Source organism: Oleiharenicola lentus, assembly GCF_004118375.1.
Lineage (GTDB): Bacteria > Verrucomicrobiota > Verrucomicrobiia > Opitutales > Opitutaceae > Lacunisphaera > Lacunisphaera lenta.
In genome coordinates this window covers 555,097-581,670 of sequence record NZ_SDHX01000001.1, presented here as the reverse complement: position 1 = coordinate 581,670, position 26,574 = coordinate 555,097, and the positions used below count along the sequence as shown (strand labels likewise).

General features: G+C 66.0%; 12 protein-coding genes. 2 read left to right on the top strand and 10 right to left on the bottom strand.

Annotation, left to right across the window (positions count from 1 at the left end; genetic code table 11):
* The 5 genes from ESB00_RS20085 to ESB00_RS02335 all read right to left on the bottom strand — a co-directional run bounded on the left by ESB00_RS20085 (position 1) and on the right by ESB00_RS02335 (position 7,545).
* Positions 1-2,382, bottom strand: coding sequence for a TonB-dependent siderophore receptor (locus tag ESB00_RS20085; protein ID WP_164975989.1), 2,382 nt, complete (start codon positions 2,380-2,382; stop codon positions 1-3).
* Between the two features lie 412 nt (positions 2,383-2,794).
* On the bottom strand, positions 2,795-4,945 hold the full coding sequence (locus tag ESB00_RS02350) for an alpha-glucuronidase family glycosyl hydrolase (RefSeq protein WP_129046122.1): 2,151 nt from the start codon (positions 4,943-4,945) through the stop codon (positions 2,795-2,797).
* An 88-nt stretch (positions 4,946-5,033) separates the two neighbouring features.
* Positions 5,034-6,071: a FecR family protein gene (locus ESB00_RS02345; RefSeq protein ID WP_129046121.1), complete on the bottom strand. Its 1,038-nt coding sequence runs from the start codon at positions 6,069-6,071 to the stop codon at positions 5,034-5,036.
* Entirely contained in the window at positions 6,068-6,610 is a 543-nt protein-coding gene (locus ESB00_RS02340) for an RNA polymerase sigma factor (protein WP_129046120.1), read from the bottom strand. The genes ESB00_RS02345 and ESB00_RS02340 overlap by 4 nt, the downstream gene beginning before the upstream one ends.
* A 122-nt stretch (positions 6,611-6,732) precedes the next feature.
* Positions 6,733-7,545 (bottom strand): hypothetical protein, encoded by an 813-nt coding sequence (locus ESB00_RS02335; RefSeq protein ID WP_129046119.1) that lies wholly within the window; start codon positions 7,543-7,545, stop codon positions 6,733-6,735.
* A 221-nt stretch (positions 7,546-7,766) separates the two neighbouring features.
* Between ESB00_RS02335 and ESB00_RS02330 the strand changes: the two genes are divergently transcribed.
* Both ESB00_RS02330 and ESB00_RS02325 read left to right on the top strand, forming a co-directional pair.
* Positions 7,767-10,595 carry an insulinase family protein gene (locus ESB00_RS02330; RefSeq protein WP_129046118.1) on the top strand — a complete coding sequence of 943 codons (2,829 nt, stop codon included), beginning with the start codon at positions 7,767-7,769 and terminating at the stop codon, positions 10,593-10,595.
* A gap of 461 nt (positions 10,596-11,056) precedes the next feature.
* A complete protein-coding gene (locus ESB00_RS02325; RefSeq protein ID WP_164975988.1) occupies positions 11,057-13,696 on the top strand; it encodes a M1 family metallopeptidase in 2,640 nt (879 codons plus the stop codon).
* A 159-nt stretch (positions 13,697-13,855) separates the two neighbouring features.
* On the opposite strand, the gene ESB00_RS02320 is transcribed toward ESB00_RS02325, so the two are convergent.
* The 5 genes from ESB00_RS02320 to ESB00_RS02300 all read right to left on the bottom strand — a co-directional run bounded on the left by ESB00_RS02320 (position 13,856) and on the right by ESB00_RS02300 (position 26,527).
* Complete coding sequence (locus tag ESB00_RS02320) at positions 13,856-14,314, bottom strand: transposase (protein ID WP_164975987.1); 459 nt, start codon at positions 14,312-14,314, stop codon at positions 13,856-13,858.
* 133 nt (positions 14,315-14,447) lie between these two features.
* Positions 14,448-17,600 (bottom strand): toll/interleukin-1 receptor domain-containing protein, encoded by a 3,153-nt coding sequence (locus ESB00_RS02315; RefSeq protein WP_164975986.1) that lies wholly within the window; start codon positions 17,598-17,600, stop codon positions 14,448-14,450.
* The gene (locus ESB00_RS02310) at positions 17,600-21,172 is read right to left on the bottom strand and encodes a TIR domain-containing protein (RefSeq protein ID WP_129046114.1); all 3,573 of its coding nucleotides are present in this window, start codon (positions 21,170-21,172) and stop codon (positions 17,600-17,602) included. The genes ESB00_RS02315 and ESB00_RS02310 overlap by 1 nt, the downstream gene beginning before the upstream one ends.
* Positions 21,173-21,326: 154 nt before the next feature.
* Positions 21,327-24,662 carry a TIR domain-containing protein gene (locus ESB00_RS02305; protein WP_129046113.1) on the bottom strand — a complete coding sequence of 1,112 codons (3,336 nt, stop codon included), beginning with the start codon at positions 24,660-24,662 and terminating at the stop codon, positions 21,327-21,329.
* Positions 24,659-26,527, bottom strand: coding sequence for a toll/interleukin-1 receptor domain-containing protein (locus tag ESB00_RS02300; protein ID WP_129046112.1), 1,869 nt, complete (start codon positions 26,525-26,527; stop codon positions 24,659-24,661). Before ESB00_RS02300 ends, ESB00_RS02305 begins: the two co-directional genes overlap by 4 nt.
* Positions 26,528-26,574 lie beyond the last annotated feature (47 nt).

The window sequence follows — 26,574 nt, the reverse complement described above, 5'->3', positions numbered from 1 at the left end:
TCAGAACTTGGTGCTGAGCGTGACGACGCCATGGCGGGGAGAGCCGAAGCTGGAGGCGGAGGCGTAGTAGAACTTGTCGCCGACGTTGCGCACAGTTAGGTCCACCTTCCACGGATGCTGGAAGACGGTGAAACTGGTGCCGACCATGGCGTCAAACGTCGTGTAGCCCGGCATGCGGCTGACAACGGGATTGCTCGCTTGGCTGACGAAGCTGCCCACGTAGCTGACGCCGCCGCCGAAGAAGAACCCCTTCAGCGCGCCGCCATCGAACGTGTATTTGCCCCAGATGTTGAAGGACTCATCGGGCGTGCCCACCAAGCGGGTGCCATTGAAGGCTGCATTGGTGGGGTGCTCTGCATAGACGGCCTTGATGCGGTTGTAATTGATGTAGACCTGGGCTCCGGGGGCCACCGTCAACAACATGTTAGCATCGATGCCGCTGCTTCTCTGGGATCCGCCCTGCACGTCCGTGAAAAGCATGCGGCCGTCGGGCGCGGTGCCACCGAAAACCTCGAACACGGCGGTGGGGTTCGCCTTGGTGGAAAAGTAAGTGACGGTGCCCGAGACGCGACCGTCGAGCAACTCCACCTTGAAACCACCCTCATAGCCCTTGCCAACCGAGGGTTTGGCCGGGACGGTGCGCACATCACTGTTGACGCGCAGGAACGCCGTATTGGCGAGAAAAGACTCGCTGTAGGAAACGAAAGCGGAAACCCCCGGCGTGAGCCGCACCAGCGCTCCTAGCTGGGGCACGTTGGCGGAGCGGCTGCTGTCCGGCGAAGTCAGCACACCGGTGATGTTGTTGCGGGCCGGCGAGCTGTGGACGTTGTAGCGTCCGTAGCCGGCGAGCACTTGCAGCCGCTCATCGAACGCCGCGGCGGTCAGCACCGTATAATAGGAGTCGTTGTCCGCAAAGCTGCTGCTGTCGGAGTTCAGGTTGAGCGCATCCAGACCGAACGGCACGATGCGGTTCCAAGTGGCCGGGTTGCGCATGTCCCACGGCGCGAGGGTCGTGTTGGTTTTGAAAATATTCCGCGTGTCCGTGTGGAAGTTCTTGCGGTAGCCAATGAGGGGGGTGAGGCGGACGCCGCCGAGGTGGAACTTGCCAGTGAGTTCAACCTGGCCGGTGCGCTCGTCGCCGTCCTGCAGATCGTAACGGTTGCGGCGGAACATTGCATCCTTGGGCGTAAGCGTGCCCGGGGGATAAAACTGATCAATGACCGCTTGTGACAGGATACCGGTGCCAGCCTGCCCGGTGATGCGATCCTCCTGCCGGAACTTGCTCTGCTCGAACGCGACCCGGAGTTGGATGTCCTCGGTGAGGGCGACGGACATGTCGGCGGAGAACGCGCGACTGGCGTATTCCTGCCAGTCACCAAGCCCGGTGAAGCTGAAATTGCGAGGCAAACCGGGATAAGGCAGCGTGGCCACGCCATTCACGTAGACGATGAGTAGCGAGCTGGGGGTGTTCGGCTCGTCACGGCGGAATTCCTCGAACTCGGCATTGAAGGTGATCCGCGGGGTCGGGCGCCAGGTCATGGCGGCGGCCAGCGTCTGCTTGTGCCCCTTGGCAAGTTGGGAGAAGCGCGAGATGTTTTCCCGCATCGCCACCGCGCGGTAGAGCAGCTTGCCATCTGTGCCCGGCAGCGGGCCAGTCGTGTCCAACAGGAACCGGTTGTAGGCGTGGCTGCCGCCGGCAACGCTGAGGGAGGTCTCCGCCTTGTGGTGCGGCCGTTTGGTGATGTAGTTGATGATGCCACCGGGATTCAACTGTCCGTAGAGCAGCGAGGCCGGCCCGTTCACGATTTCGACGCGCTCAATGTTGGCGGGATCAAGGAAGCGAAAGTTTGTGGTGATGCCGTTGCGCTGGATGGCGGTGTTGGTGAAACCGCGCAGGTTCCAGCGCACCCACCCGCTCTGCGAGACGTTGTCCTGATGGACGCCGGCCCACTTCACGACGTCGTAGAGATCGTAGCTCGTCTGGTCCCGGATGAACTCGTCGGTCAGCGCGGTGATGTTCATCGGCAGATCCTTGATCTGCACGGCGACGCGCGTCGCGCTGACCGAGTTGGCGGCATGATAACCCTTGTCCTCGCTCGCCCGCACCTCGAAGGGTGAAAGCACCACGATATCGTCCTTCGCCTTCGAACCACTGGTTTCAACGGGGCGGTCGTCCTGGCTTCTGGTTGACGCCACCCTTGCCCCGTTTGGGTCGGCATTCGGGTTAGGCATCCCGCGCCTCACCGCAAAGGCCCCTGTCCTCGTGTCCTGCGACGCGATCAGTCCAGTGTCGGCCAGCAGCAGGTCCAAGGCTTCCTTCGGAGTGAACTCGCCCTTCACCGTGTTGGTCTTTACGGAGCCGACCACTTCGTCTGAGAACATGATCTCATGTCCGGCCTGTTTCGCAAAGCTCTTGAGTATATCCGGTGCCGCCCCCCCCGGCAGATCGAAGTGCTTCCTACCGCTATCAGCGCCTGCCGCGGTCACGACCAGCAGCAGTGCAACGATGATTATCCGAACGAAGTTGTGGGGGAGATGAATATACGCCGAGATGGCACGCATGGGGATTAAGGTGGGGTTACACTATAGAGAAACCTCACGGGGTTCTTTCCGCTAAGAGGGCGTCCAAAAAGGTCTGTCATTCTGAGCGTAGCGAAGAATCCAGTTGGATTAACGAGGCGTTTTCAGGGGGGCGATACTCCTGATGGATTCTTCGCCCGGCTCAGAATGACAAACTCAGGAGGCTTTTTAGACGCGTTCTAAGGCATTCGGGCCGATGCTGCGGAACATGCGGTCAGAAACCGGGCATGTTGCGCAGGATCTGCTTGTAGTGTTCGAGCGGGTGAGTGGCGGGTTCGACGCCGGTGGGGAGCGGGCGCTTAGAGAACTGCTGGAAGTAGAGCAGGCATGAGTCGCGCCAGTTGATGGCCTCCTTCTCCTGGCGGGCGAGGCGCTGCGCGACGTGCGTGAAGCGTTCTTCGTCGATGCGGCCCTTGAGCGAATCCCAGTCGCGGCGGAGCGCGCGAACCTCGTCCACGCCCTGCTGGTAGCGGAGGCAGAGTTCATCCCAGAGCGTGCGACCTGACTTCATCTTGTGGTCCCACGACACGTGGTGAAACCAGAGCAGGAGGTTCTCGGGGCAGGTCTCGACATTGCCCCAGAGTTTCTGCCATTCGGGCGCGTATTGGGCGAGGGCGTTGGAGCCGGTGGCGGTGCGGTCGAAGCCGAGGCCTTTCTCGTCGGCCTTGTGATAATAAACGGAGGTCCAGTCGGCGCGGCCGAGCTTGTCCACCCACGGACCGGGTCCGTAATGGTGGCCTTCGGCCATAATGTGCGTCAGGCCGAGCGGCATCGAGTAATTCACGACGGTCTCGCGCGAGCCAAGGAGCATCTTGTTGATGGTCGAGACAGCGGTGTCGTCGTGACCGAAAGTCAGGCGCGTCCACTCGTCGGCGATTTTCTCGGAGGAGAGCTGGTGGTCCCACGCGAGGCGGCCGAAGGCATACCAGTTGGCCTGCGCGAGCAGGTGGCCGGTCCAGTTGCGGTCGGTGCCGGTGTTGGCGACGCCGGCGATGACGGACGGGTGCTGAAGCTTGGCGGAGCCGTCCACGATGGAGGCGATGGTCGTGCCCTTGCCGTTCGCATAGGTGTCGGCGTCGAGGACCTCGCGCCACATCGGGGCGAGGAAGGCGAGGTCGATGGACTGGCCGAGGTATTCCTGCGTGATCTGCAACTCGGCGGCGAGGCGGGTGTTGGGCATCGCGCCGAAGAGCGGCGAGAAGGGTTCGCGCGGCATGAAGTCGAGCGGACCGTTCTTGATCTGCACGATGACGTTCTGGCGGAACTTGCCGTCGAGCGGGGCGAACTCGGTGACGGCCTGCTTCACGCGGTCGTCGTTGTTGTCGGGCGAATAGACGAAGGCGCGCCACATCACGATGCCGTTGTAGGGCTGCACGGCGTCGGCGAGCATGTTGGCGCCGTCGGCGTGCGTGCGCTTGTAATCCTGCGGGCCGGGCTGGCCCTCGGAGTTGGCCTTCACGAGGAAACCGCCGAAGTCGGGGATGGTGCGGTAGATCTCGGCGACCTTTCCCTGCCACCAGGCGGCGACGGCGGGGTCGAGCGGGTCGGCGGTCTTGAGCCCGCCGATCTCGATGGGCGCGCTGAAGCGGGCGGTGAGGTAGATGCGGACGCCCCACGGACGGAACTCCTGCGCGAGCGCGGCGACCTTGGCGAGGTAGGGCGCGGTGAGGATCTGTGCGTTGGCGTTGACGTTGGTGATGACCGTGCCGTTGAGGCCGATTGAGGCGAGGGCGCGGGCGTAGTCGCGGTAGCGCGGGTCGCGGATCTCGGGCAGGTAGAACCATTCCCAGAGCGAGAAGCCGGCGTAGCCACGCTCCACGTGGCGGTTCATGTCGTCCCAGTGGTTGAGGAGGCGGCGCTGGATCTTCGGCGCGCTGATGACGTTCAGGTTGTCGAGCGACTGGTGCGACTGGAGATGGCGGAGCAGGGCGAAGGCGCCGTAGAGCAGGCCGGAATCGCGGTTGGCGACGATGAGCGTGCGGTGGCCGCCCTCGTGGGCGATGCGGCGGAGCACGTAGCCCTCGACACCGGCTTCGCGCAGATCGGCCTCGTTGACGACGGCAGCGATCCACGGGTCGCGCGGGATGCCGAGGATGAGGGCGTTGTCGCGCGTGGCCTTGGTGACGACCGGGATGTCGGCCCCGAGCAGACCGCGGAGGCCCGCGACGAGCTCATCGCGCGCGGAGGCGACGAGCGGGCGCGGGTTCTCGGGGATGACGATCTCGGAGATGGCGCCGGTGTAGGCTTGGCGCAGCGACGCATCAGGGATGGGGTCGTAGCGCAGCCAGAGGCGGTAACCGTCGTCGGCGCGGAGCAAGAGGGGAAGGAGGAGGGAGGATACAAGCAGGCAGAAGATCGGACGCATTGAGACGCAAGAGTTGGGAGGTGTGGCGAAAAAAGGGACTGATGACGACTGGCCCGCACAAGCCACAGGATTGGGGTCCACCGAACGTTCAACGGCCATCCTGATTCACCAAGCTCAGGATGATGTCACCATCACCTCGCCATTCGACATTGACGTCGAAATCCGACCTCAGCAGGCGGACAAAGCCCTCGACATTGTCGGAGCGGAAGGTTGTACTGAGCCGCATCCCTCGTAACGCAGGATCGCGCAAGGACAGGCGCACCGGGTTGCGCCGGTTGAACTCGGCCACGATCTCCGACAGTGGCGCGTTGGTGAAGTCCAGTAGGCGCGGTTGCCAAGCCAGCCGGGCCTCGATTTCCGCTGGCGGCACGACCGCCACTTGCGGAGGAGGGGGTGCCGGGGCCAACGAGACGACTGTGCGCTCCCCCACCGAGAGATTGAGCAGTTCCTCGCGATGCACGCCCGCGGGGTTCCGGTGTTGCACATCCACTTTCCCTTCGGTCACCAACACTTCGACTGAAGCCGGATCGAGCCGGACATTGAAGGCCGTGCCGACCGCCCGCACAGTCACCCCTCCGATCTCAACCAGAAATGGACGCGCGCTGTCCTTGGCCACCTTGAAATGAGCCTCACCCCGCTCAAGCCGCACGCGCCGCGTCCCGACAGAGTAGTGCTCCGTAACGATGGCTCCCCTGTTCAATACTGCGACCGAGCCGTCCGGCAGCTCACGCTGCTCGATGAGGGCGAGTGAACTGACCGGCGTCGGTTCCGGTGGCGCCTCGGTCAGGACAGGACGGAAATAGAGCAAAGCTCCGACCGCCACCACGACCACCGCTGCCAGCGCCACCGCCATCCGAGCGTGCGGCGCCACGCGGCGTTGCGAAACAAGCAGATTGGGATCGGACACGGCATGCATCGAGGTCTGCAAGCCAGCCAGCCGGTCGAATTCTTCCCATCCCCAGCGATGCTCGGCCCAGGCGGAGCTGTGGTGCGGATCGGCCGCTAGCCACTGGGAAAACTCATCCTGCTCGACCGCAGCCAAGCCGCGGTCATGACGCAAAACCCACTCGGCAGCTGCTTGGGCAACCGGGTCGGCTCCTTCGGGAGATGGAAAATCGGTGCTCATGGGCGAAAGCCACGACTGTAACCGTTGCGTCGAAAATACTCGATGCACTTGCGGAGACCGATGGCTCCCTGCGCCTCAACCGTGTGCTCGGAAATATGAAGCCGCTGGGCAACTTCCCGCTGGGAAAAGCCGTAGATCTTCCGCAGCGTCATGATCTGACGGCAGCGGTCGGGCAGGGCTTGGATGGCATGGATCAAAAGCTGGAGATCCTCGGCACGGGCCACCGATTCTGGGATTGCCGTGCGCTCATCCAAGACCCCCGAGGCGTCCAATTCAGTGATCCCCTCGGGCCGTTCGTGGCGCAGGTGGCGCAACTGGTTCAGCGCCAGGTTGCGCGCCGTGACAAAAAGGAAGGCCCGGGCGCAGGCGATGGAACCGGTTCTCCGCGTCCTGAGCAGCCGGGTGTAGGATTCCTGCACGAGGTCGTCCGCATCCTTGAGCGTGGGAAACCGGCTGCGCAGCCATGCCCGCAGCGCCGCCTCGTGCGGCTGCACTTCCTCGGCAAACCAACGGGCAATTTCCGGATCAGGCGGAGGCATGGGATATCGCGATGGAGGGAACCCTGATGCGGATTCAATCTATTACGACACTCCTCCCTGCCAAATCCATTAATGGGAATTTCGACCGCTCCGAAGACATGTAACGTATTACGTTACAAACGTCAGGGAGCTGTCGGTTGGAACACCCACGCCCCCACGTCGTGCACGCGGTGGAAGTCGGGCGACCATTCGGGGATCGGGGCGAGGTTCCAGCGCCAGGTGCGGTCGGGTTTCGGCAGGCCGAAGCGCTCGTGCAGGGTCTCCTTCTTGAGCTGTTTCCCGTCGGGGCTGAGGTCGAATCGCGCGGCGTCGGCGAGGAGCAGACGCACACCAGGGCGCGCCTTCAGCCAATCGAGGTGCCGCTTTGCCGCCGCCTTCGCACAGCGCTCGGGTAACGCCTTGTCCTTCGCCTGCGCCGGCAATGAGTGCCCGGGCACGAGGCCGAGTTGCGAGATGCAATTGGCCGACACAATGAAATCCGCCTCGCCGCCCGGCGGCGGGCCCGGATCAGCGCGGGCAAAGATTTCCGGCGCCTCGCCTGCCGTCACGGTCTCGCGCACGGCGGCCAGCGTCGCGAGCGCGCCGCTGGCGTCCCAGTTCACGCCGCACACGCGGCCGCGGAGCTTTTTCTCCCAGCGCCGCACCTCGGCACTGGTGACGATGTCGGCAAGCACGATCTCGCCGAAAAGCTTCGCCAGTCCCGCCACCGGCACATCGAGGCAATCACCCGCGCCGATGACCAGCGCGCGCCGGCGCTGCGGACACCGCCCGGCGGTTTCCAAGATGGTCTTGCGACTTTCTGCCAGATGTGGCGCCCAGGCCGCGTGCACGCGGGCGTGACGTTTGGCGATGTCCTCGTGCTCCCGCAACAGCCCGAGTTCCCGTCCGGCGGGCGGACAGGTGGTGGCGAATCGGCGAAAAAGGCGACTGAGCATGAGAATGCGCCGCACCCAAACCGGACGCGTCCACCAAGTCGAGCCACGCTTCATCCGCTGTAGCGGCGGTCTATGGCCGCCGTGCCTTGAAGAACGACGCTCATAGAGCGCCGCTACCTATCCGGTCCCTCGCCGCCCATCCCGTCGAGGCACCATTTGTCCTGTTGGCATCCTCGCGGAACCCGTATTAGGTTCGGCTCCAATCAACCCGTTCCTTACCCATGCTAAAACGATTCTTCGCCCCCGTTCTTTTGCTGGTGCTCGTGCTTCTTCCGGTTCTGCGCGCTGCGGCGCCCGCCGATATCCCGCCCCGCCCGCAGGCGCCCAACGACGAGGCCGCCTACCGCACCTTCACGCTCGATAGCGGGCTCAAGGTCATCCTGCTTTCCGATCCGAAGCTCAACAAGTCCTCCGCGTCGCTCGCCGTCGGCGTGGGCTCCTACAGCGACCCCGCGAACCGCCAGGGTCTCGCGCACTTCCTCGAGCACATGCTCTTCCTCGGCACGGAGAAATACCCCGACGAGGCCGACTACGGCAATTACCTCCGCGCCAACGGCGGCTACAACAACGCCTACACCGCCGGCGACCACACCAACTACATGTTCGAGATCCGTCACGAGGCCTTCGAGGGTGCGCTCGACCGCCTCGCACAGTTCTTCATCGCCCCGCTCTTCACGCCGGAGTTCACCGACCGCGAGATGAACGCCGTGAACTCCGAGAACCAGAAAAACCTCGAGAACGACCTCTGGCGCGAATACCAGCTGCGCAACTCCCTCTACCGCGCCGGCCACCCGGCCAACCATTTTAGCACGGGCAGCCGCGACACGCTCGGCGGCACGACGCGCGAGGAGCTCCTCGCCTTCTACCGCGCGCACTACAGCGCCAACACCATGACGCTCGCCCTCGCGGGCAAGGCCGGCCTCGACCAGCTCGAGGCGTGGGCGCGCACCCATTTCTCCCCGATCGAGAACCGGAAACTCACCCCCATCGCCTACCCTGCCGACTACCTGCCGCCCAAGGCCGCGCTGCGGCTCGTGCGCATGGAGCCCGTCAAGGACCTGCGCCAGCTCACGCTTGAATTCCCGCTGCCCGGCACGAGGAAATTCTGGGCCGGCAAGTCCGACGTGCTCGTCGGCTTCATCCTCGGGCACGAGGGTGAGGGCAGCCTGCTCTCCGCGCTCAAGGCCGAGGGGCTGGCGACCGCGCTTGGCGCCGGCGTCGAGGCGGGTGCGAACGAGTTCAGCTCGTTCAACGTCAGCGTGAGCCTCACGCCTGCCGGCCTGGAAAAATACCCGCGCGTGCTCGAGCTCGTGTTCGCCGCCTTCCAACGCCTGCGCGCGGCCGGCTATCCGTCGCATCTCTTCCAAGAACGCGCGACCCTGGCCCGGCTCGACGAGACCTTCCGCGACAAGGGCGAAGGCGCCGACCGCGCCGTGCAGCTGGCCAACCTCATCCGCGACTACCCGCTCGAAGTCGCCGACCGTGTGCCCTGGCTCTGGCTCAAGGAAGACCCCGCAACCTACCGCCTGATCCTCAGCCACCTGCGGCCCGACAACCTGCTCGCTGTGCTCACCGCCAAGGGCGTGGCCACCGACAAGACCGAGCCCTACTATGGCACGAAATACAGCTACACCGAGGACACCGGCCCGGCCTATCAGGCGCTGCTCAACCCGCCCGACGTCGCCGCCATCCAGCTGCCCAAGCCCAATCCCTTCATTCCCGCCAGCGCCGCCGTGCTGCCTACCCAGCCCGTGCAGCTCATCGACGAACCCGCGCTCAGCCTCTACTACGCCCAAGACACCGAATTCCTCCGCCCGATGGCCGCCGAAGTTTATCGCTTTCGTCTGCCCCGTTCGCTCGCCTCGCTGGAAACCTCCGTGCTGCTCCGCTTCTACGAGGCCTGCATCCGCGAGTCGCTCAACGAGACCGCCTACACCGCGCGCGAAGCCGGGCTGAACTTCGCCTTCAACGCCGCGCTGGAAGGCGTCGAGCTCGCCGTGGACGGTTACGATGCCTCCGCCCCGCGTCTGCTCGATGCCATCGCCGCCAACCTCGTGGACTTCTCCCTGCCTGACGAGCGCTTTGCCGCCCTCAAGGACCGGCTGCTGCGCGAGCTCGCCAACTTCCCCCGCGGCGACGCCTACCTGATCCTGACGGAGACCCGCCGCGCCGCCATCCGCGAGTTCCACTTCCGCCCCGACGAGCAGCTGCCCGTGGCGGAAAAGATCACGCTGGCCGACGTCCGGGCCTTCGCGAAAAAACTTTATGCCCGCGGCAAGCTCGAGGCCCTCGTGCACGGCAACGTCACCGCCGACGCCGCCATCGCCCACGCCCGCCAGCTCGCCGCCGCGCTGAAGAGCCAGCCCGTGGCCAACGCCGACCTCCTGCGCCGCCGCCTGCTCACCCAGTCCGCCGGTGAGTCGGTCCGCACGAACGAGAAGCTGCTCGTGAACAACTCCGCCTTCCGCCGGGAATACCTGCTCGGCGACGACTCGCCCGAGATCCGGGCCGCCACCCTCGTGCTGGGCAACTTCATGGGCGAGCCCTTCTACTCCGAGCTTCGCACCCGCCAGCAGCTCGGCTACATCGTGGGCGCCAATGCCGGCGGGGAGGAAAACACCAACTTCGCCTACTTCATCGTGCAGTCCGGCGAATACTCCGCCGACGAACTCGAAAAACGCGCCGACGACTTCATCGTCAAGCTGCCGCTCATGCTCGAGGGCCTCCCCGACGAGGCTTGGACCACGATCATCGGCGGCGTGCGATCGCAGCTGGAGGAAAAGGACAAGGCCATCGCCGACCGGGCCAAGCGCCTCTTCGATCTCGCCTACAACCGCGCGGGCGACTGGAACCGCCAGGCCGAAACCATCGCCGCGCTCGAGGGCCTCACCAAGGAACGCGCCGGCCGGATCCTCGAGGACGCGCTCGGTCTCTCGACGCGCCAGATGCGCACCTTCCTCGGCTTCGCCCGCCAGCACGAGTCAAAGGAGGCGCAAAAGCCCACCTTCACCGACCGCCCCGCGTGGAAGAAGACCCGGAAGTTCGAGTGATTCCTGTAACGCCCGCCAGACGGCGGGCGTTTTTTTGATACGATTTGATACCAAATGCCTGCAGCTTCTGGACTGTTGTCATCGCGAGAGGGCGGAGGAAGCCGGTGGTCTTCGGTAGTTTCGGCGAATGATAAGCTGGCAACCTTGCCCCCACACCCCGGCGCTGCGCGCCACCCCTCTCCAGAGGGGATTTTCGGCGGCGTGGCTTGAGGTCCCCTCTGGAGAGGGGTGCCCGCAGGGCGGGGTGTGGCCTGGCATCAAATACCTACAACGCCCCCGGACTTTTCATTAGCAGGCCCGCCTTGCGGGCCGTTGCGATCCAGCTGGAATGCGACGGGGTTCATTTTCCGTGAGCAGAGGATCTGCAACAGGCCACCAGCGGGACTGATAGTCCCGCCTCCCTGGTCATGTCCTCCCATCCGAGGCTTGATTCCCTTATGACGCCTTGTGTCATAAGCCGGATGCACCTCTGCCTGCGCCGTCTGGGCGCCCTGCTGCTCCTTCCGCTTCTCAGTCCCTCGCCCTACGCCGCGGAGTCGGTTGATCCGCTGCGTCTCACCCGCGAAGTCGTGCCCGTCGCGCAAAGCGTCGAGCTGACGCTTGATCCGGCCAAGGACGACTACGCCGGCCGCGTGCTCGTGGACCTGCACGCAAACCAACCTTTCAAGAGCTTCCGCCTCCACGCGCAGGACCTTGTGCTTGGCACCGCGACGCTCGCCAACAACGACGGCGACTCCGTCCCGCTCACGGCCGAGGTGACCAACGCCAAACACGGCCTCGTGACGCTGACCGCCCCGCGCGAACTCGGGGCCGGACAATACCGCCTCACCATCGACTACACCGCGCGTTACACCCGCGACGGGCTCGGCCTCTACAAGACCGTGAGCCGCGGCGATCCGTATCTCTTCACGCAGCTGCAGGACACCCACGCCCGCAGGGCCTTCCCCTGCTGGGACGAGCCGTCGTTCAAGATTCCCTGGCAGCTCACGCTGACGGTGCCGGCTGGGCTTGAAGCCGTGACCAACGCCGCCGTCGCCTACGAAACCCGTGACGGCGACTGGAAGACGATCCATTTCGGCCGCACGCCGCCGATGCAAAGCTACATCGTGGCGCTGGCCGTGGGGCCGTTCGAATACGTGCCGGTCCCCGGTCTCTCCGTGCCCGGCCGCATCATCACCCCCAAGGGCCAGAGCGCGCTCGCCGCCGAGGCCGCCAAGGTCGCGGCCCCGATTCTCGCCCGGCTCGAGGAATACTTCGGCATCCCTTACCCTTACGCCAAACTCGACCAGATCGCCGTGCCCGAATACGTCTATGGTGCGATGGAAAACGCCGGCCTGATCACCTGGGTCGACCGCGGCCTCCTGCTGGACTCGGCCAAGGCGCCGTTCACCACCCGGCGCTGGCTCGCCACCACCACCGCCCACGAGATGGCGCACATGTGGTATGGCAACCTCGTTACCATGGCCTGGTGGGACGACCTTTGGCTCAATGAGTCCACCGCCGACTGGATCGCCGGCCGCATCGTCGAGCACCAGTATCCGGAATTCCGCGTGAAGATCAGCGAAAGCCGCGGGGTGAAGTCCGCCATGCGGACCGACGCCCTGCCCTCGGTCACCGCCATCCGCCGCAAGGTCACGGCCGAGACCGACCTCGCCCAACTCGCCGATGTGCTGACCTACAACAAGGGCAAGGGCATCCTCGACATGGTCGAGAACTGGATCGGACCGGAGCAGTTCCGCGCCGCCATGCGCACCTATTTCCTCAAGCACCGCTGGGGCAACACGGTGGCCAACGATCTCTGGGACGCCTTCAGCGCGACCTCGGGTGATGACATCACCGGCATGCTCGCCAGTTTCATTGAGCAGCCCGGCGTGCCGCTCGTGAGCGTCGCCCTCGAGGCCGACGGCCAGCTTCGCCTGACCCAGCGTCGCTTCAACAATCTCGGCGATCCCCAGCTGCCGGGCCAGTGGCGCATCCCGGTCATCCTGAACTGGAGCCGGCACGGCGAAATCCACCGCGAGCGCATCCTGTTCACGGAATCCACCCAGCTCGTCCGCATCCCCGGACTCGCCGAAGCCGATTGGATTTACCCGAACTCCGACGAATCCGGTTATTATCGCTGGAGCCTCTCACCCGAGCTCAACGCCCGCCTCGCCCGCCAGGCGGCGTTGCTGGCGCCCATCGAACGCGTCGGCCTGCTCGACAACGTGTCCGCCCTTTTCAGCGCCGGGCTGATCGACGGCAATGACTACCTCGCCTACGTGACCGCCTTTGCCCGCGACCTCGACCCCGACGTCAACGCCGTCGTCTCGGGCAGTGTCGCCGGCCTCGACAACACTTTCATCAACGACGCCTCGCGCGAGGCCTACCATGCCTACCGCCGCGCCATCCTGCGCCCGATCCTCGACCGCCTCGGTTTCCAGCCGAAACCCGACGAGCCGGCGTCCCATGGGCCGCTGCGGGTGACGCTTTATGGCGCGCTCGGCTACACCGGCGCCGACCCGGCGATCGTCGCCGAGTGTCGCCGTCTCGCCGCGCTCTGTCTCGCGAACCCCGCTCAGGTCGATCCGACGCTGCGCGGCACCGCGCTGAGCATCACCGCCTACCATGGCGACGCAGCCTACCTCGCCGCGCTCCAGGCCCTGTTCGAGAAGCCGCAGACGCCCGCCTTCCGTTCGTCGCTCATCGGCGCTTTGGGCAGCTTCCACGAACCGGCGCTGGCCCGGGAAGCGCTCGCCTGGTCACTCACGCCGGCGATGAACTCGACCGAATTTCTGCGCGTGGTGAACCGGGTCGGCGGCGACCCCGACCTGCGCGAGCTCGCGGTGGCGTGGGTGATGGAGCACTGGGACGCCATCGCCGCCAAGGCGCCGCCGGAATACACCGCTGAACTCATCAATGTCGCCGCCAGCGCCGAGCCCCCGCTGTTCAACCAGCTCAAGGCCTTCCTCCTCGACCCGGCCCGAAAAACCGAGTTCAGCGAGGTCAACATCACCAAGGCCAGCGAGCGCCTCGCCCTGCGCCTCCGCCTCCGCGCAAAGGAGCAGGCCAATATCGTGAAGTATCTGGAAACGTTCGCCGGCCAGACCGCGAAGGATTGAGGGTGGCGCGCGTTGCCCGTTCGACGAGCTCAGGGCCTTGAGCCTGCCGAAATGGCTCCCCAACGCGCTGCTTCTCCGACCTCGCCCGCTCCCAAACCAGCGCACCGGGGAGCAGTGCGTTCCGCCTGAAACTGCTCACGCGGTGGAGCGCGTTGCTCCTCAACGCGCTTCTTCCGCCCGCGACGGAGCCCACGAATGAGGCCAATTGTCTTCGTGGGCGCACAATCCTTTCACAACGGGATTGCGCCGGATGTAGTGCCACTTCTCAAGAGCCTGTCGACCATCACGAATCCGATGATCGAAGAAATTCTCCTGCCAGCTAACCCTGTGAAATCGTGCCGCTCCGCGCTTCCAGTCGCGAACTGTGCGCGACATGCCTTGCTCGGCCGGGAATCGGATCAACGCATGGAGATGATCAGGCATGAGCAGGAACAACTCACACCACCAGCGGCCGAGTCCATGATAATGGGCGGCTGAACCCAACAAGGCAGCCGAGAGCTCGGCTTGGGTAAGTGGCGCGGACTGCTGCTTACCGATTCGGATTCTGATATGAAACAGCGCACCGGACGGCACCCAGGCCGGTGTCTTGTGGCCCAAGCGCTGTGGATACTGATCCACGCGCCAAGGCTGCTAACGCTACGCAGCGCTTTCAAGTCTGCAGGTGGAGCGCGTTGCCCTCAACGCGCTTCTTCTTCGTCTTCGCTCGTTCCCAAACAAACGCACTGGGGAGCAGTGCGTTCCACCTTGTGACTTACTTCACCCCCGGCTCCGCCAGGATCGCCTGGATTTCCGGGTCGTCGCGGAACGGCGCCATGCGCGGGTCGAGCTGGAAACGCACGCGGAAGGACGCCCGGCTTTCCGGGAGGGTGGCGACCGACTCGCGCAGGAGTTCCAGCGCCGTATCCCGCTCCCCCAGCAACAGCGCACCGGGAATCAGCGTGAACCACCAGCCGTTGACCAAGCTTTGTGAATAGGGCCTGGCCTGGGCCTCGATCAGACGCTGGAAGAGCAGCTTGGCCTCCTCCTTTCTTCCGAGCCCGAGCAGGGGCCAGAATTCCGCGTGGTTGAGCCAGATCCGGGTCGGATCGGTCACCTTCATGCGCTGGGCTTCCAGCAGGGCCGCCTCATATTGCTGACGCGCCAGCTCGGTTTTCCCCTGCCGCTCCAACAGGCAGGCATTCAGCAGGGCGGTCGGGCCGGCATACTCGAAATCCGTGAACCATTTCAGCGTGAACGACCGCAGCGCCGCCAGGCCCGTCTCCGCATCCCCGCCGAAGGCCGCGTAGAGAAAGTAGCCGAACACCGCGCGCTCGGTGCCGCGCACCCGCTCGGGCACCTGGTCGAGCCAGCGCTTCATGCCCGCGAGATCGTTGCGCAGACCGAACTGGAAGCGTGCCTTCCACGCGATGGCATTGGGCAGCGGGGCCAGGGCCAGGGTCGCGTCCAGCTCCCGGTCGGATTCCTCGTAGCGCCCCTGGTCCTTGTAGTGCCGGGCCAGATCGTAGCGCGTCAGCGCGTCATTCGGGAAGCGCCGGACGTTTTCCTGCGATTGGACGATGGCCTCCGCGCGGCGGCTTGGAATCACGTTCAGCAAATCCGCCAGCATCCGGCCGGGCCGCGGATTGGCGGGATCAACCTCCATGGCCCGCCGCAGCAGCCGCTCGGCGCGGGTATCGCCCGTGGCCCGGCTGAAAAGATAGGTCGCCACCGCGAACATGGCCTCGGGCTCGTTGGGATCGAGCTGCAAGGCGCGTTCGCCATAAAGCCGGGCCTGGGCGGAACGTTCATCGCTCCGGTCGAAGCCGCGGCGCATGAACTGGGCCTGCACGCGCGCCATCACGGTCACCGCCTCCAGATCAGTGGGCGACCGCTCGACGATCGGCTTCACGATCTGCTCGGCGAGGGCGAGGTCGTCGGGAATCGCGTCCAGGCCCTCGATGAGCGCGATGGCCCGCTTGAGCTCCGGATTCTTCGGCCAGTCGCGGGTCGGGCGGGCGGCGAGGGCCGCCGCCTGCTCGATCCTATCCGCCTCGGCGATGAGCGCGGCGAATCCTGGCTCCTCCCGCAGGGGATCAAACGAAGGATCAAGCCGCAGTGAAGCCGCGGTATAATTCACCGCGCGCCGGTCGCTTTTCAAAGCGCGGGAGATCTGTGCGAGGGCGTCCTGTTTGCGCCCGAGCCATGAATTGAGGTTGGTCACCCACACGGGCACGTCACCCACCGGATCGATACTATAGCGTTCGCTCAGCGTGCCCAGGAGCCGGAGAGCCTCCTGCTTTTCACCCAGACGCGCGAGCAATTGGGCGCGATGGATGAGCAACCCGGCCTCGGTGGGATTGGCCTCCAGCCGCTCGTCCACCTGCCTGAGCGCCAAGCGCCATTCCCCGGCGGCGGCGGCCGGCCGGCGTGCGGCGTGCAGGACGTCGCCGACCAGCCGGGCCTTGGGTCCACGATACCAGGCGTCGTCGAGCCAGTCCCGGGGCACCGCCTGCAACCGGGCGATCGCCGCGTCGGGCTGGCGCGCCAGCTTTTCCACGTAGTAGGCAAAGAAGGCCGCCCTGTCCTCCTGCATCTCCGCCGGTGGAATCCGCGCTAGAAGCGCCCGTGCGCCCGCCAGATCACCGTGCAAATCCACGGCATACCACGCCGCAATCAGCTGCGCCCCGGTGAACGGTCTCTGCGCCAGCGAGGCCTGTATCGCCGCTTCGGCCTCCACGGTCCGGCCCGCGAACCAAAAATTTAAGCTCTTGTCGTAGAGGGCCAGAGCATCACCCCCGGGCAGGGCGGCCGATTCATCGAGCAAGGTGGTGGCCTCGTCAATTCGGCCCAGCCGGTTGAGGGTTTGCGCCAACGCCCGCAGCAGGCGCTGGTCCTTCGGCTGCTCACCGCGGAGCGACCGCAACAGCCGTTCCTTCTCCGCGCCCTCTGCCTCGGTGTCGCCGAGCATAAAGGCGTAGGCCAGCCGGGCCTCGAAGGATTGAGCGTCGAGCCGGACCGCCCGCTGCGCCGCCTGCCGGGCCGATTCGCGCCGGACGTCGGAGTTGTCCCAGCGGCGCAGGAGCACGTAAGCATGCAGATGCGAAGTCGCGGCCCAAGCTTCGGAGTCCGCCGGATCCTTTGCCAGCGCCTGCTTGAGCAGGTCCTCGGCCAGAGCGCAATCGTCGCGCGTCGTGTCGAGCCGGTTGACAAACAGGGCCCGGGCCTTGGTCACGAGTTCGTGGGCTTCGGAAGGTTTGGGCGCCGCGACCACGGGTGAAGCCGGCGCAACGGACACGGTTTCCGGTTCGGACCGGCGCTCGCGCCAAAGGGGCCGCAGGGCGTAGTAGCCCACAATCGCCAGGGCCAGCACCGACCACGCGTGCCGCAACCAGACGGGGCGCTCGCGCTTGCGGTTCTTGCGCTGTAGGGCGGGTTCTCCGAACGCCGCCTCGCCCCGGTCTGCGGGACGGGGGCGTCCCGCCTCCAAGGCCTCCCCACTCAAGAGTTTCGTCACCCGTGCGGCCAGCTCGGCGGGCGTTTCGTCGAGCCGCAGGCGCGTCCACTGCACTTCGCGGAATTTGTCGGGCACGCGGGCCGTGGCGTCGTTCACATCGCCGACCACGATGGGAAAGAGGAAAGGCTGGTCATCCGCCATCAGGTGCGAGCGGTCCACGGCGAGTTTCCACTCCAACCGGAAATAGCCTTCGGCCCGGGCGTTGGTGTTCGCCGAGATGATCGGCACGAACAGCGCGCACTCCTTGATCTGCTTGCGGATCTTCTGATCCCACACGTCGCCCCCGACCAGCTCGTTGCGGTCGAACCACACCTCCAGCCCGGCGGCGCGCAGCGCCTCGCAAATCCGCTGCGCCGCCTCGGCGTCTTGGGAGGCATAGGAGAGGAAAATGGCTTTGGGGGAGTCGCTCATCAGAAGAAAGGGGCGTTGTTTTTGGGATCGGCTAGCATTGCCTCGAAGCGCGGGTCGCCCTGCAGGGGCCGGAAACGCAACCCGCAACGCAGGACGATGGTGGCTCCAGGCGCGGGACCCTCGTCGAGTCTTTCGGCGAGGTCGGCGAGAGCGGCGTCCTTGTCGCCCAGCCAGGCGAAGAGCATGCATTCCTCGTAGCGCCACAGCCCCCGCCGGGTCAGTCCCGGATTGGCGGCCAGCATTTCGCGTTTCACGGCGGCGGTGCCTTCTTTGTCGCCCAACACAGCGTGCGTCGCGGCCAGATAGAACCAATTCTCGATGTTGTCGGGGCGGGAGGCCAATCGCTCCCGGTAGCGGGCCCGTTCCTTCTCCAACAGGATCCGGGCGCGCTCGGGCTGACCCTGAATGAGCAAGGCCACGGCCACGGTGAAGGTTCCATCGCCGCCCGACACCGTGATCGTCGAGCCATGCTGTTCCCAAAGACGGACGAGTTCCGCCGCATCCCCCCGAATACTGGCGAAGCCGGTCAACAGAGAGAGCGCCCGGGCGTCACCCCGGGCCGCGTCGGGAGCCAGCCGACCGGCCAATTCATCCATCTCGCGGGTGGAGCCGGTTGCGTAATAGGGCAGAACGGTGCGGCTCCACAACAACTGCGTCGCTTTTTCCACCAAATCCCCGGCGTCGCGCAGCACGACCTGCACCTCTTCGTAGCGCCGGGCGGTGGCCAGGGATGTCGTCAGTGATTCCAAGACCGCCACGTTGCGCGGATCCAGGCTTCGCGCCCGACGGTAATACTCCAGAGCGGCGCGAATGTTGTCATCGCGGATGCTCAGCCGGGCCAGCACGTGCCAGGTCACCGCGAGGGACGGATGCTCGCGTTCGAGCTGGGCCGCCAGCTGCCTCGCCCGGGGCAGATCCCGCACGTCGATGCAGTAGTTGGTCTGCAGCGCGAAAATCACGCCGTCCCGGGGGTCCAATTCGCGGGCTTTCTCAATCGCGTGCTTGGCCAAAAGGCGCCGGGATTCGCTCTGGTCGTAACGAAAATAAGCGCGGAGATGGAGATAACCCAATCCCTGCCACGCCATGGCGAAGTTCGGGTCGAGCCGCACCGCTCGTTCCAGGAAGGGTCGCGCTTGTTCCTCTCCGGCTCGTTGATCGGGTGACCGATCCCAGATTTCCCGGGCTTGAAGATAAAGTTCGTAAGCCACGAGATTGGCGGTGGGCGCGCGCTCCAACGTCGCTTTTTCGGTCGGGGCCAGGACCGCCTGCAGCTTGGCCGCGATACCCTGGGCGATTTCGGACTGGATGGCAAAGATGTCGGCGAGATCCCGGTCGAAGGGATCGGGTGCGAGGACGTGTTGGCCCGTGCGCCCATCGATCAGCTGGCAGACCACCCGCACCCGATTGCCCGCACGCCGCACGCTGCCCTCAAGCAGGTAGGCCACACCGAGCTCCCGGGCGATCTGTGGGATCTTCTTCGTGGTGGCGCGATACTCCATGACCGAGGTGCGGGCGATGACCTTGAGTTGGGAGATCTTCGCCAGGTTGGTCAGCACATCCTCATGCACCCCGTCGGCGAAATAACCACTCTCCTTGTCGTCGCTGTGATTGGCGAACGGCAGCACGGCGATGGACTTCGAGTCCACCGGCGGTGGACTCGGGGGAGCAAGGAGCGGGGCGGAGGGAGAAGCGGCGGCGGATGCGTCTGCTTTTGCTAGCAGCGCCTGAAAACGGGGATCGGCCCGCAGCGGCTCCCACTCGGGACTGTAGCGCAACCAAGGGGTGACCTTCCTGTCACCCAGGGCGGCGAAAGCCGCGTCCAATTCGCCCGACCACGCATGGATCAGGGCCTTGAGCGGGGAGTCGGTGGGATTGGCCGGGACCGAACTTCCCAGCCGCACCTGCAGGTAGAGCTTGAGCGCCGCCTCGGCCTCGGACTTCCGCCCCAGCATGGCGAGCAACAGGGTGCGGTCCCAGTGCAGTTCCAACACGGATCGCCGGGTCTCCAGCCGCCGCTCAATCACGCGCAGCGCCTCGGCCCATTCGAGCCGGGCGAGATCCGGCTTGCCCGCGAGCCATTGGGCCATGCCGATGAGAGTCGATTTCGCCGCGGACAAATTCCGATAATTACCCGCTTCGAGGTAATCGCGCGGAAAGGCACTGAGCAGCCGCAGGACTTCCTCGGGCTTGCGCTGCCAAAGCGCAAGGACCGCCGCGGTGCCAATCGCTTGTTCCTCCTGCATGAACTCGCCGGGCACCCGCTGCAGTGTTAGCTGGGCGGCGGCCAGATCGCCCAACTCGGACATCTGCAGTCGCGCCACCCCAAGCAACACCCGGGGCACCGGCTTGACCTCGAGGGAGCGCTGGTAGGCCGTCCAGGCGGCGGCAGGGTCGCCATGCCGGTAATGCCAGTCGCCCAACTGCGCCCACGCGCGGGCATCGCCGCCGGGAGTGGCGGTGGCGCGTTCGTAGGCCTGGCGAGCTTCCTCAGCCCGGCCGGCCGCATCCAGCGCGAGGGCATAGATTCGCAGGACGCTGCTGTTTTGGGGCTGTTCTTCGGCCAAGGCCGCCAGGATCCGGATGGCCTCGGGTCGGGTAGTCTCCTGCCGGCGATAATAGTTGGCCCAAGCCATCCGGGCCATCGGCAGAGCCGGATCAAGTTTGTAGGCCCGGTCCGCCGCCCGCTTGGCCTCGGCCTCCCGCTCGGGTGTGCGATCCAAACCGATGCCGGAAAAATTCATGCAGAACCACGAATAGTGCGCCCACACCTCCGCATCGAGCGGGGCAAGTTCGAGGGCGCGCTTGAACAGGTCACCCGCGAGTTCGAAATCGCTGCGCGTGGCCCCGCCCAAATTTTCATGCAAGGGCAGCGCCTTCGCGATCAACGCCCGTGCCTCGGCAACCTTGAGGTCAAGAACGGCGGGCGCGGCGGACTTCTGCGGCGTTCCTTCCGGAGAGTTGAGGGCCGGCGCGGCGTCGCCCGGCGGACGGCGCAGGGTGGTGAACACCACGTAGCCGGCTGCGAGCACGGCGAGCGCGCCCGCGATCCAGGGCCAGCGTGCACGCTGTGCAGGACGGGGGCGTCCCACCTCCCATTCAGGCAGGGGCGGGCGCGAGGCGGACTCGCGGGAGCTTGTCCCGCCGTCGAGCAGCTTCTGCACGCGCGCCACGAAGGCAGGCGTTGCTTCCCCACCCCGCAGCTTGGTCCATTGCACGGCGAGGAAGGAATCCGGCACGTCGGCCTCGCTGTCGCGCGTATCGTCGATGCTCACGGGCAAGAGGAAGGCCTTGGACTTGCCCATCAGCTCGGTGCGCTTGTCCGCCAGCCGCCACTCCAGCCGGAAATACCCTTCCGCCCGCGCCTGCGTGTTGGCGGAGATGATCGGCACAAAGAGTGCGCAAGAGCCGATCTGCTTGCGGATCTTCTGGTCCCACGCATCGCCACCCACCAGTTCGTTCTGGTCGAACCAGACCTCGACTCCGGCCGCGCGGAGCGCCTCGCAAATCCTCTTCGCCGCCTCGGCATCCTGCGAGGCGTAGGAGAGGAAGACGGCTTTGCCGGATTCGCTCATGCTATTACTCCAATCCGCTTACAGAAGGTAATGGAGCCAACGGAGAGGGTGGGAAACCCTCCTGCTGCTCCCGCGGTTTCCTCCGGTGAAAGTCCGGCGGCTCGGATCCGTGCGATCCACACCAGCCGCGGCAAACTGCCTTGGATTGGGGTTTTCATTTCACCTGTTCCTCCGCCAGGCCCAGTTTGCGCAGCAGTGGCTGCCAGCGCGGGTCGCCGTGCAGTGATTTGCAAAAGGGGTTCACCCGCAGGCCCATGATCCCGCCATCGTGATGGCGGTAAGCCCGCTCCAGCCAGGCGAACGCCTGCTCCCGATCGCCCCGGTCGGCGTAGACCAAGGCGATCTGGTAGGCCGCGGTGCCGGCGTGGTTCTGCTCGTAGGTGGGCAGCAGAGCCTCCGCCTCGGCTTTGCGTCCCTGCCGCCAGAGCAGGATTATCCGCAGGTAATCCCGCGACCACTCCACTTTCTCCAGCACCACCGCCCGCTCCGCCTCATCCCACCGGCCCTCCAGGATCGCCCAGCGGGCGAGTTCACCGTGCAGGAAGGCCATATCGGGACTCGCCGCCAAAGCCCGCCGCCATTCGGCCTGTAGCTCGTCGAAGTGGCCCAAATTGAAGAGCACCGCACGCAGGGTCTCACGCGCGAATTCATCGAGTGGGTCGAGTGCCACCGCCCGGCGGGCGAGAGCGAGCGCCGCCTCTTGGTGCCCCTGGGCCGATTCCAGGCCCGCGGCAGCGGCCAGGACTGGCGCGGTCGGAGCCACCGCCAGGACTCGGTGGACCGTGGCCCGCGCAGCCTGCGCGTCCAGATCGTAGGAATACTGGATGCCGGCGAGCGCGAGCAGCCCTTCGGGCAGCTCGGGCTCAAGCGCGAGGGCGTGCTGGATGGCGCGCCGGGCGTCCTCGGCGGCCTGGTCAAGCGTTCGTGGGCCCACGGCGTTGCTGGCCTGCCAGAATACCGATTCCCCGAGACCCACCCAGGCCCGCGCAAACTTGGGGTCGCGCTCCGTCGCCCGGCGGTAGAAATTCTCCGCGCGGGCGGCGCCCTCGACCGAAATCTCGCGCGCGGCGAAGCGCCCCTGCAGGAACAGCTCCTGCGCCTCCGGATCCTGCGTGCCGCCCCTTTCCGCCGCGCGCACCAGCGCCGCGATTTCCCCACTCGCCTTCTCGTCCAGCGCCCCGGTGAGCCGCTCGCGCAACTCACCCACGATCGCCCGCGCGATCTCTTCCTGCGCCACGAAAACATCCTTCAGCTCCTGCGCCGGGAAACTCTTCGACCATAGCTCCTCGCCATTGGTCACGCGGCTCAGGCGCGCGGTGATCTTCACCCGCCCACCCGATTTCTGCACGCTGCCCTCGACGAGGTGCGCCACGCCGAGCTTCGCCCCGATTTCCTGGGCCGTCGCCTTCGTGCCTTTGAAGGAAAAGGCCGAGGACCGTGCCGCCACGTGCAGACCCGGAATCTTCTGCAACACCGTCATCAGCTCCTCGCTGATGCCGTCGGAGAAATACTCGTTGCCCTTGTCGTCGGAAAGGTTCGCGAAGGCGAGGACGGCGACGGATTTGTCGTCAGCCATGGATGGCCGCGCGGGAGCAGGGAGCAGGGAGGAAGGAGTAGGAGCAGGCACAGGCTCCACGGCTTTGGCGCCCGGGGGCAGGTTTTCGCGCAGGAAGGCCTGGAAGCGCGGGTCCGCCCGCAAGACATCGAAATCGGGTGAGAACCGCAGCCAGGAATGGGTCGGTGTGCGCTCGTCGGCCGGCAGCTTGCCCGCGGCCAGCGTCGCCCAAAACCGCTCCGTCCGCCCCAGCGCGGCGTTCACGCTCAGTTCCACCCTCAAAATCAGCCCTGGCGTCGGGACGGGCGTGACGCTGCGGATCAGGTGCACGGTGGCATCGGCCTCCGCCTCGAGCCCCAAGCGACTTTGCAGCAGGGCCTGCCAGAGCAAGAGCGTCACATCGTCTGTCCGGTTACGCCGCAACTCCTGGACGGTTGCGAGCGCCGCGCTCCATTCCGTTCGCGCCAGTTCCGCCCGTCCCGCGAGGTGGTGGGCCCAGCCCGAGAAAACGCGCTTGGGGGCCAGGTAGCCGGGTGACGCCATCACCTCGCGCGGAAATCCGTTCACCACCTCGAGCAGGCGGTCGGCGTTACGGCCGGCCAGCAATCCATTCAAAGCCAAGCCCGCCGGGCTGTCTTGTTGCAGGTCGGACGGAGTAAACTGCGCGATGACCTCGCCCACCGCGTGGAGATCCTCCCGAAAATTCAGATTTAGCACCAGCTTCTGCACGAGGGCATTGCGGTTGTGACCGTCCTTGAGCTGGCGCTCGATCACCCGCGCGGCGTCCTCCGGCCGCTGGGCCCCCAGATAAGCCCACCCCGCGTTGTGCAGATCGCCAATCTTCTCGTAGAGCGTGGCCGCTTCGCCGGTGCGTCCCGAATCGCGCAGCAGGATCCCGAGCATGAGGTTCGCCGCAGACGCGACCTCCTCGACCGCGCTCAGCTCGCGGAACATGCGCTCCGCTTCCGCCTGCATCGACGGCGTGCCAATGACCCAGGCAAAGACCTGGGCCCGGGCCAGCCGGACCATCGGCTCCTGCGGCGCCAGCACCGCAGCGCGTTCCGCCCGGCTGGCCGCCTGCTGTTTTCGTTCCTCGGACTTGTCGAACTGATAAAACACCCAGTTCGCGTCGATGCGCGCGGCCACCGCGAGGACGACCGGATCCAGGGAGTCCAAGGCGAGGGCGCGACGACACATCTCATCCGCGGCCGCGAGTCTCTCGCGAGTGACGCCTTCGGGGCTTTGCACCAGTCTATGGGCCTCGTAAACCTGTCGGCGGGCCTCCGATTCCGTGGCTTGGGCGGCGGCCGGTGCCGGACCTGGCCGCGGGCTCCGCAGCAGCCACCAGCCCACGACGGCCACGAGCGCGAAGAGGGCCGCTGCGATCGCCGCATAGGTGCGGCCGCCGGGTCGGTCCAGCCGGGCCTCGCCGGGAGCCAAATCTCGGCTCTCGCCCCGGGCATCACCCGATCCCGCCTGATGCTTCAGCGCGCCGGTGCGGTGCGACCAAAGCTTCAGCAGGCGCTGCAGCACCTCGGGCGGGACGACGCCTCCGGGCAGCTTCGTCCACTGCACCGTGCGGAAGCGGTCGGGCACCAAGGCGTCGGGTTGCTTCGTGTCGTCAATCACCACCGGCAGGATGAAGGCGACGCCGCTGGCGATGCCCCGGGCCCGCTCCGCGGCGAGGTCCCACTCGATGCGGAAGTAACCCTCCTCGCGCGCCTGCGTGTTGGCGGAGATGATCGGCAGGAACAGCACGCACTCCTTGATTTGTCGGCGGATCTTCGCGTCCCACTCGTCGCCATGCTCCAGCCCGCCCTCCGCGTCGAACCAGACCTCGACCCCGGCGGCGCGGAGCGCTTCGCAAATCCGCTTAGCCGCCTCGGCATCCTGCGAGGCGTAGGAGAGGAAAACGGCTTTGCCGGAATCGCTCATGGCTTGATTTCCAGGGGCTTGACACCCTTCAGCAACGTCGCAGCAAGGATCTGCTTGTAGCGGGGGTGCGACCGCAGCGGCTCGAGCGCAGGGTCGAAGCGGAATCGCGGGTGGGACAACCAGCGATCCGTTGGCTCTCGGGTCAACTCGCGCTCCATTTCGTCGAGAGCCTCGTCCGGTCGACCTAGCAGGGCCAGCAGTTCCACGATGGACGGGCGCATCCAAAAACCCAACTCCCGCTGACGAAGGATCCGCAGTTCCTCCGCTGCCTCGGCCCGTCGCTCGAGGTGGACCAGCACCTGGACGCGCATCAGGCGCTCTTCCTCTGATTCGGCCTTCCGCGCCCGGGCTTCGTCCAATTGACGGAGCACGGCGGCCCACTCCTCCCGGGCCGCTTCAGAACGTCCCAGCCAAGAGTATGCTTGGCCAACGTAGAAACCGCGGGGGCCCCCGGGCAAATAAAAGCAGGCCACGTTAGCCGCCGGGTAGGCGCGGGCCAGACGGAGCAGGGCGTCGCCATCGCGCCGGACGTAAGCAAAGTAGAGGTCCATCGCCAGCGGAACGTCCCCGAAGCGCGCCTCCGGCGGCATCCGGTTCAACACCTGCTGCTGCGCTTCCAGATCACCGCGGCTGAACTGCACATAAGCCTCCTGCTGCAGGCCGCCAACCGGATCAACGGAAGTCTGGCGCTGCGCCATCGCCAGGGCCTGCACCGTGTCACCGTTGAGCAGGCAGGCCCAGCTTGCGGCGTTGGCCCAATTGGGCCCCGCCTCGTCGAGCGTACGGGCCGCCTCCTCCAACCGACCCTGCACCTGCTGAGCGACGCCGATCATCCCGAGTATTCCATCGGGGGATATTTCCGCGGGTTTCTCCCGGCGCAATGCCTCGAGCAGCTTGAGACCCGCCTCGGTACTGGCGGCATTGGGGCCAATGCGAATGAGCCGCTTCGCCTCCGCATAACGCGTGAGCGGCGCTTCAGGCGCAAGGCCCTTGGCCTTGATGAGCTTGGCATTGATGCTCTCGCGACGCGCATCCGAATAGTCGATCCAGCGCTCGTAGAGGGCGATGTCGACAAGCGCGCTGCTGGCCCAGAGCTCTCCATCCGTCTCTTCCATTGCCGCGGCCCGCTCCGCATCCTTGGCCGCAGCGAGCAAGGCGGGGGCAGTCGCGCCGATCGCGCTCGATACCTCCCGGGCGCGTTTCGCCAGCTCGCGGGCGGCTGCCCTGGGTCCCGCCGCGACGGGGCTCGCCGCCGCCGGCGCGATCGCGGCGGAATTCTCCGGCTCCCGACGCGCCCAAAAAACGAAGGTCAACGTCCCGGCCGCGAGGACGGCGACGGCCAACGTCGGCATGAGCCAGCGGCGGCGATGGACGCCCGCGGGCGCAGCGGGTGACAGCGGCGGGGTGGAACGGCTCGATCCGACCGGCGGGCTGCCGTCGAGCAACTGTCGCACACGTCCCGCGAAGATGGCGGGCAACTCGCCGCCCGGAGCGCGGGTCCATTGCACGGCGAGGAAGGAGTCGGGCACGAGCGCCTCGCGGTCGTCGGTGCCGTCGATCGTGACCGGGAGGAGAAAAGGCGTGCCCCGGGCCATCAGGAACGTGCGCTCATCGGCGAGCTTCCACTCCAACCGAAAATAGGCTTCGCGACGCGCTTGCGTCGTCTGAGAAATCACCGGGATCAGCAGCGCACACTCCTTGATCTGGCGCCGGATCTTGCTGTCCCAGGCATCCCCGCCGACGAGCTCGTTCTGATCGAACCAGACCTCGATGCCGGCGGCGCGCAGGGCATCGCAGATGCGCTTCGCCGCCTCGGCGTCTTGCGAGGCGTAGCTCAGGAAAACGGCTTTGCCTGCGTCAGACATTTTTTACGGCAGGCATCACGGTGGAGCGTTTCGCGGTGCGATTCCCT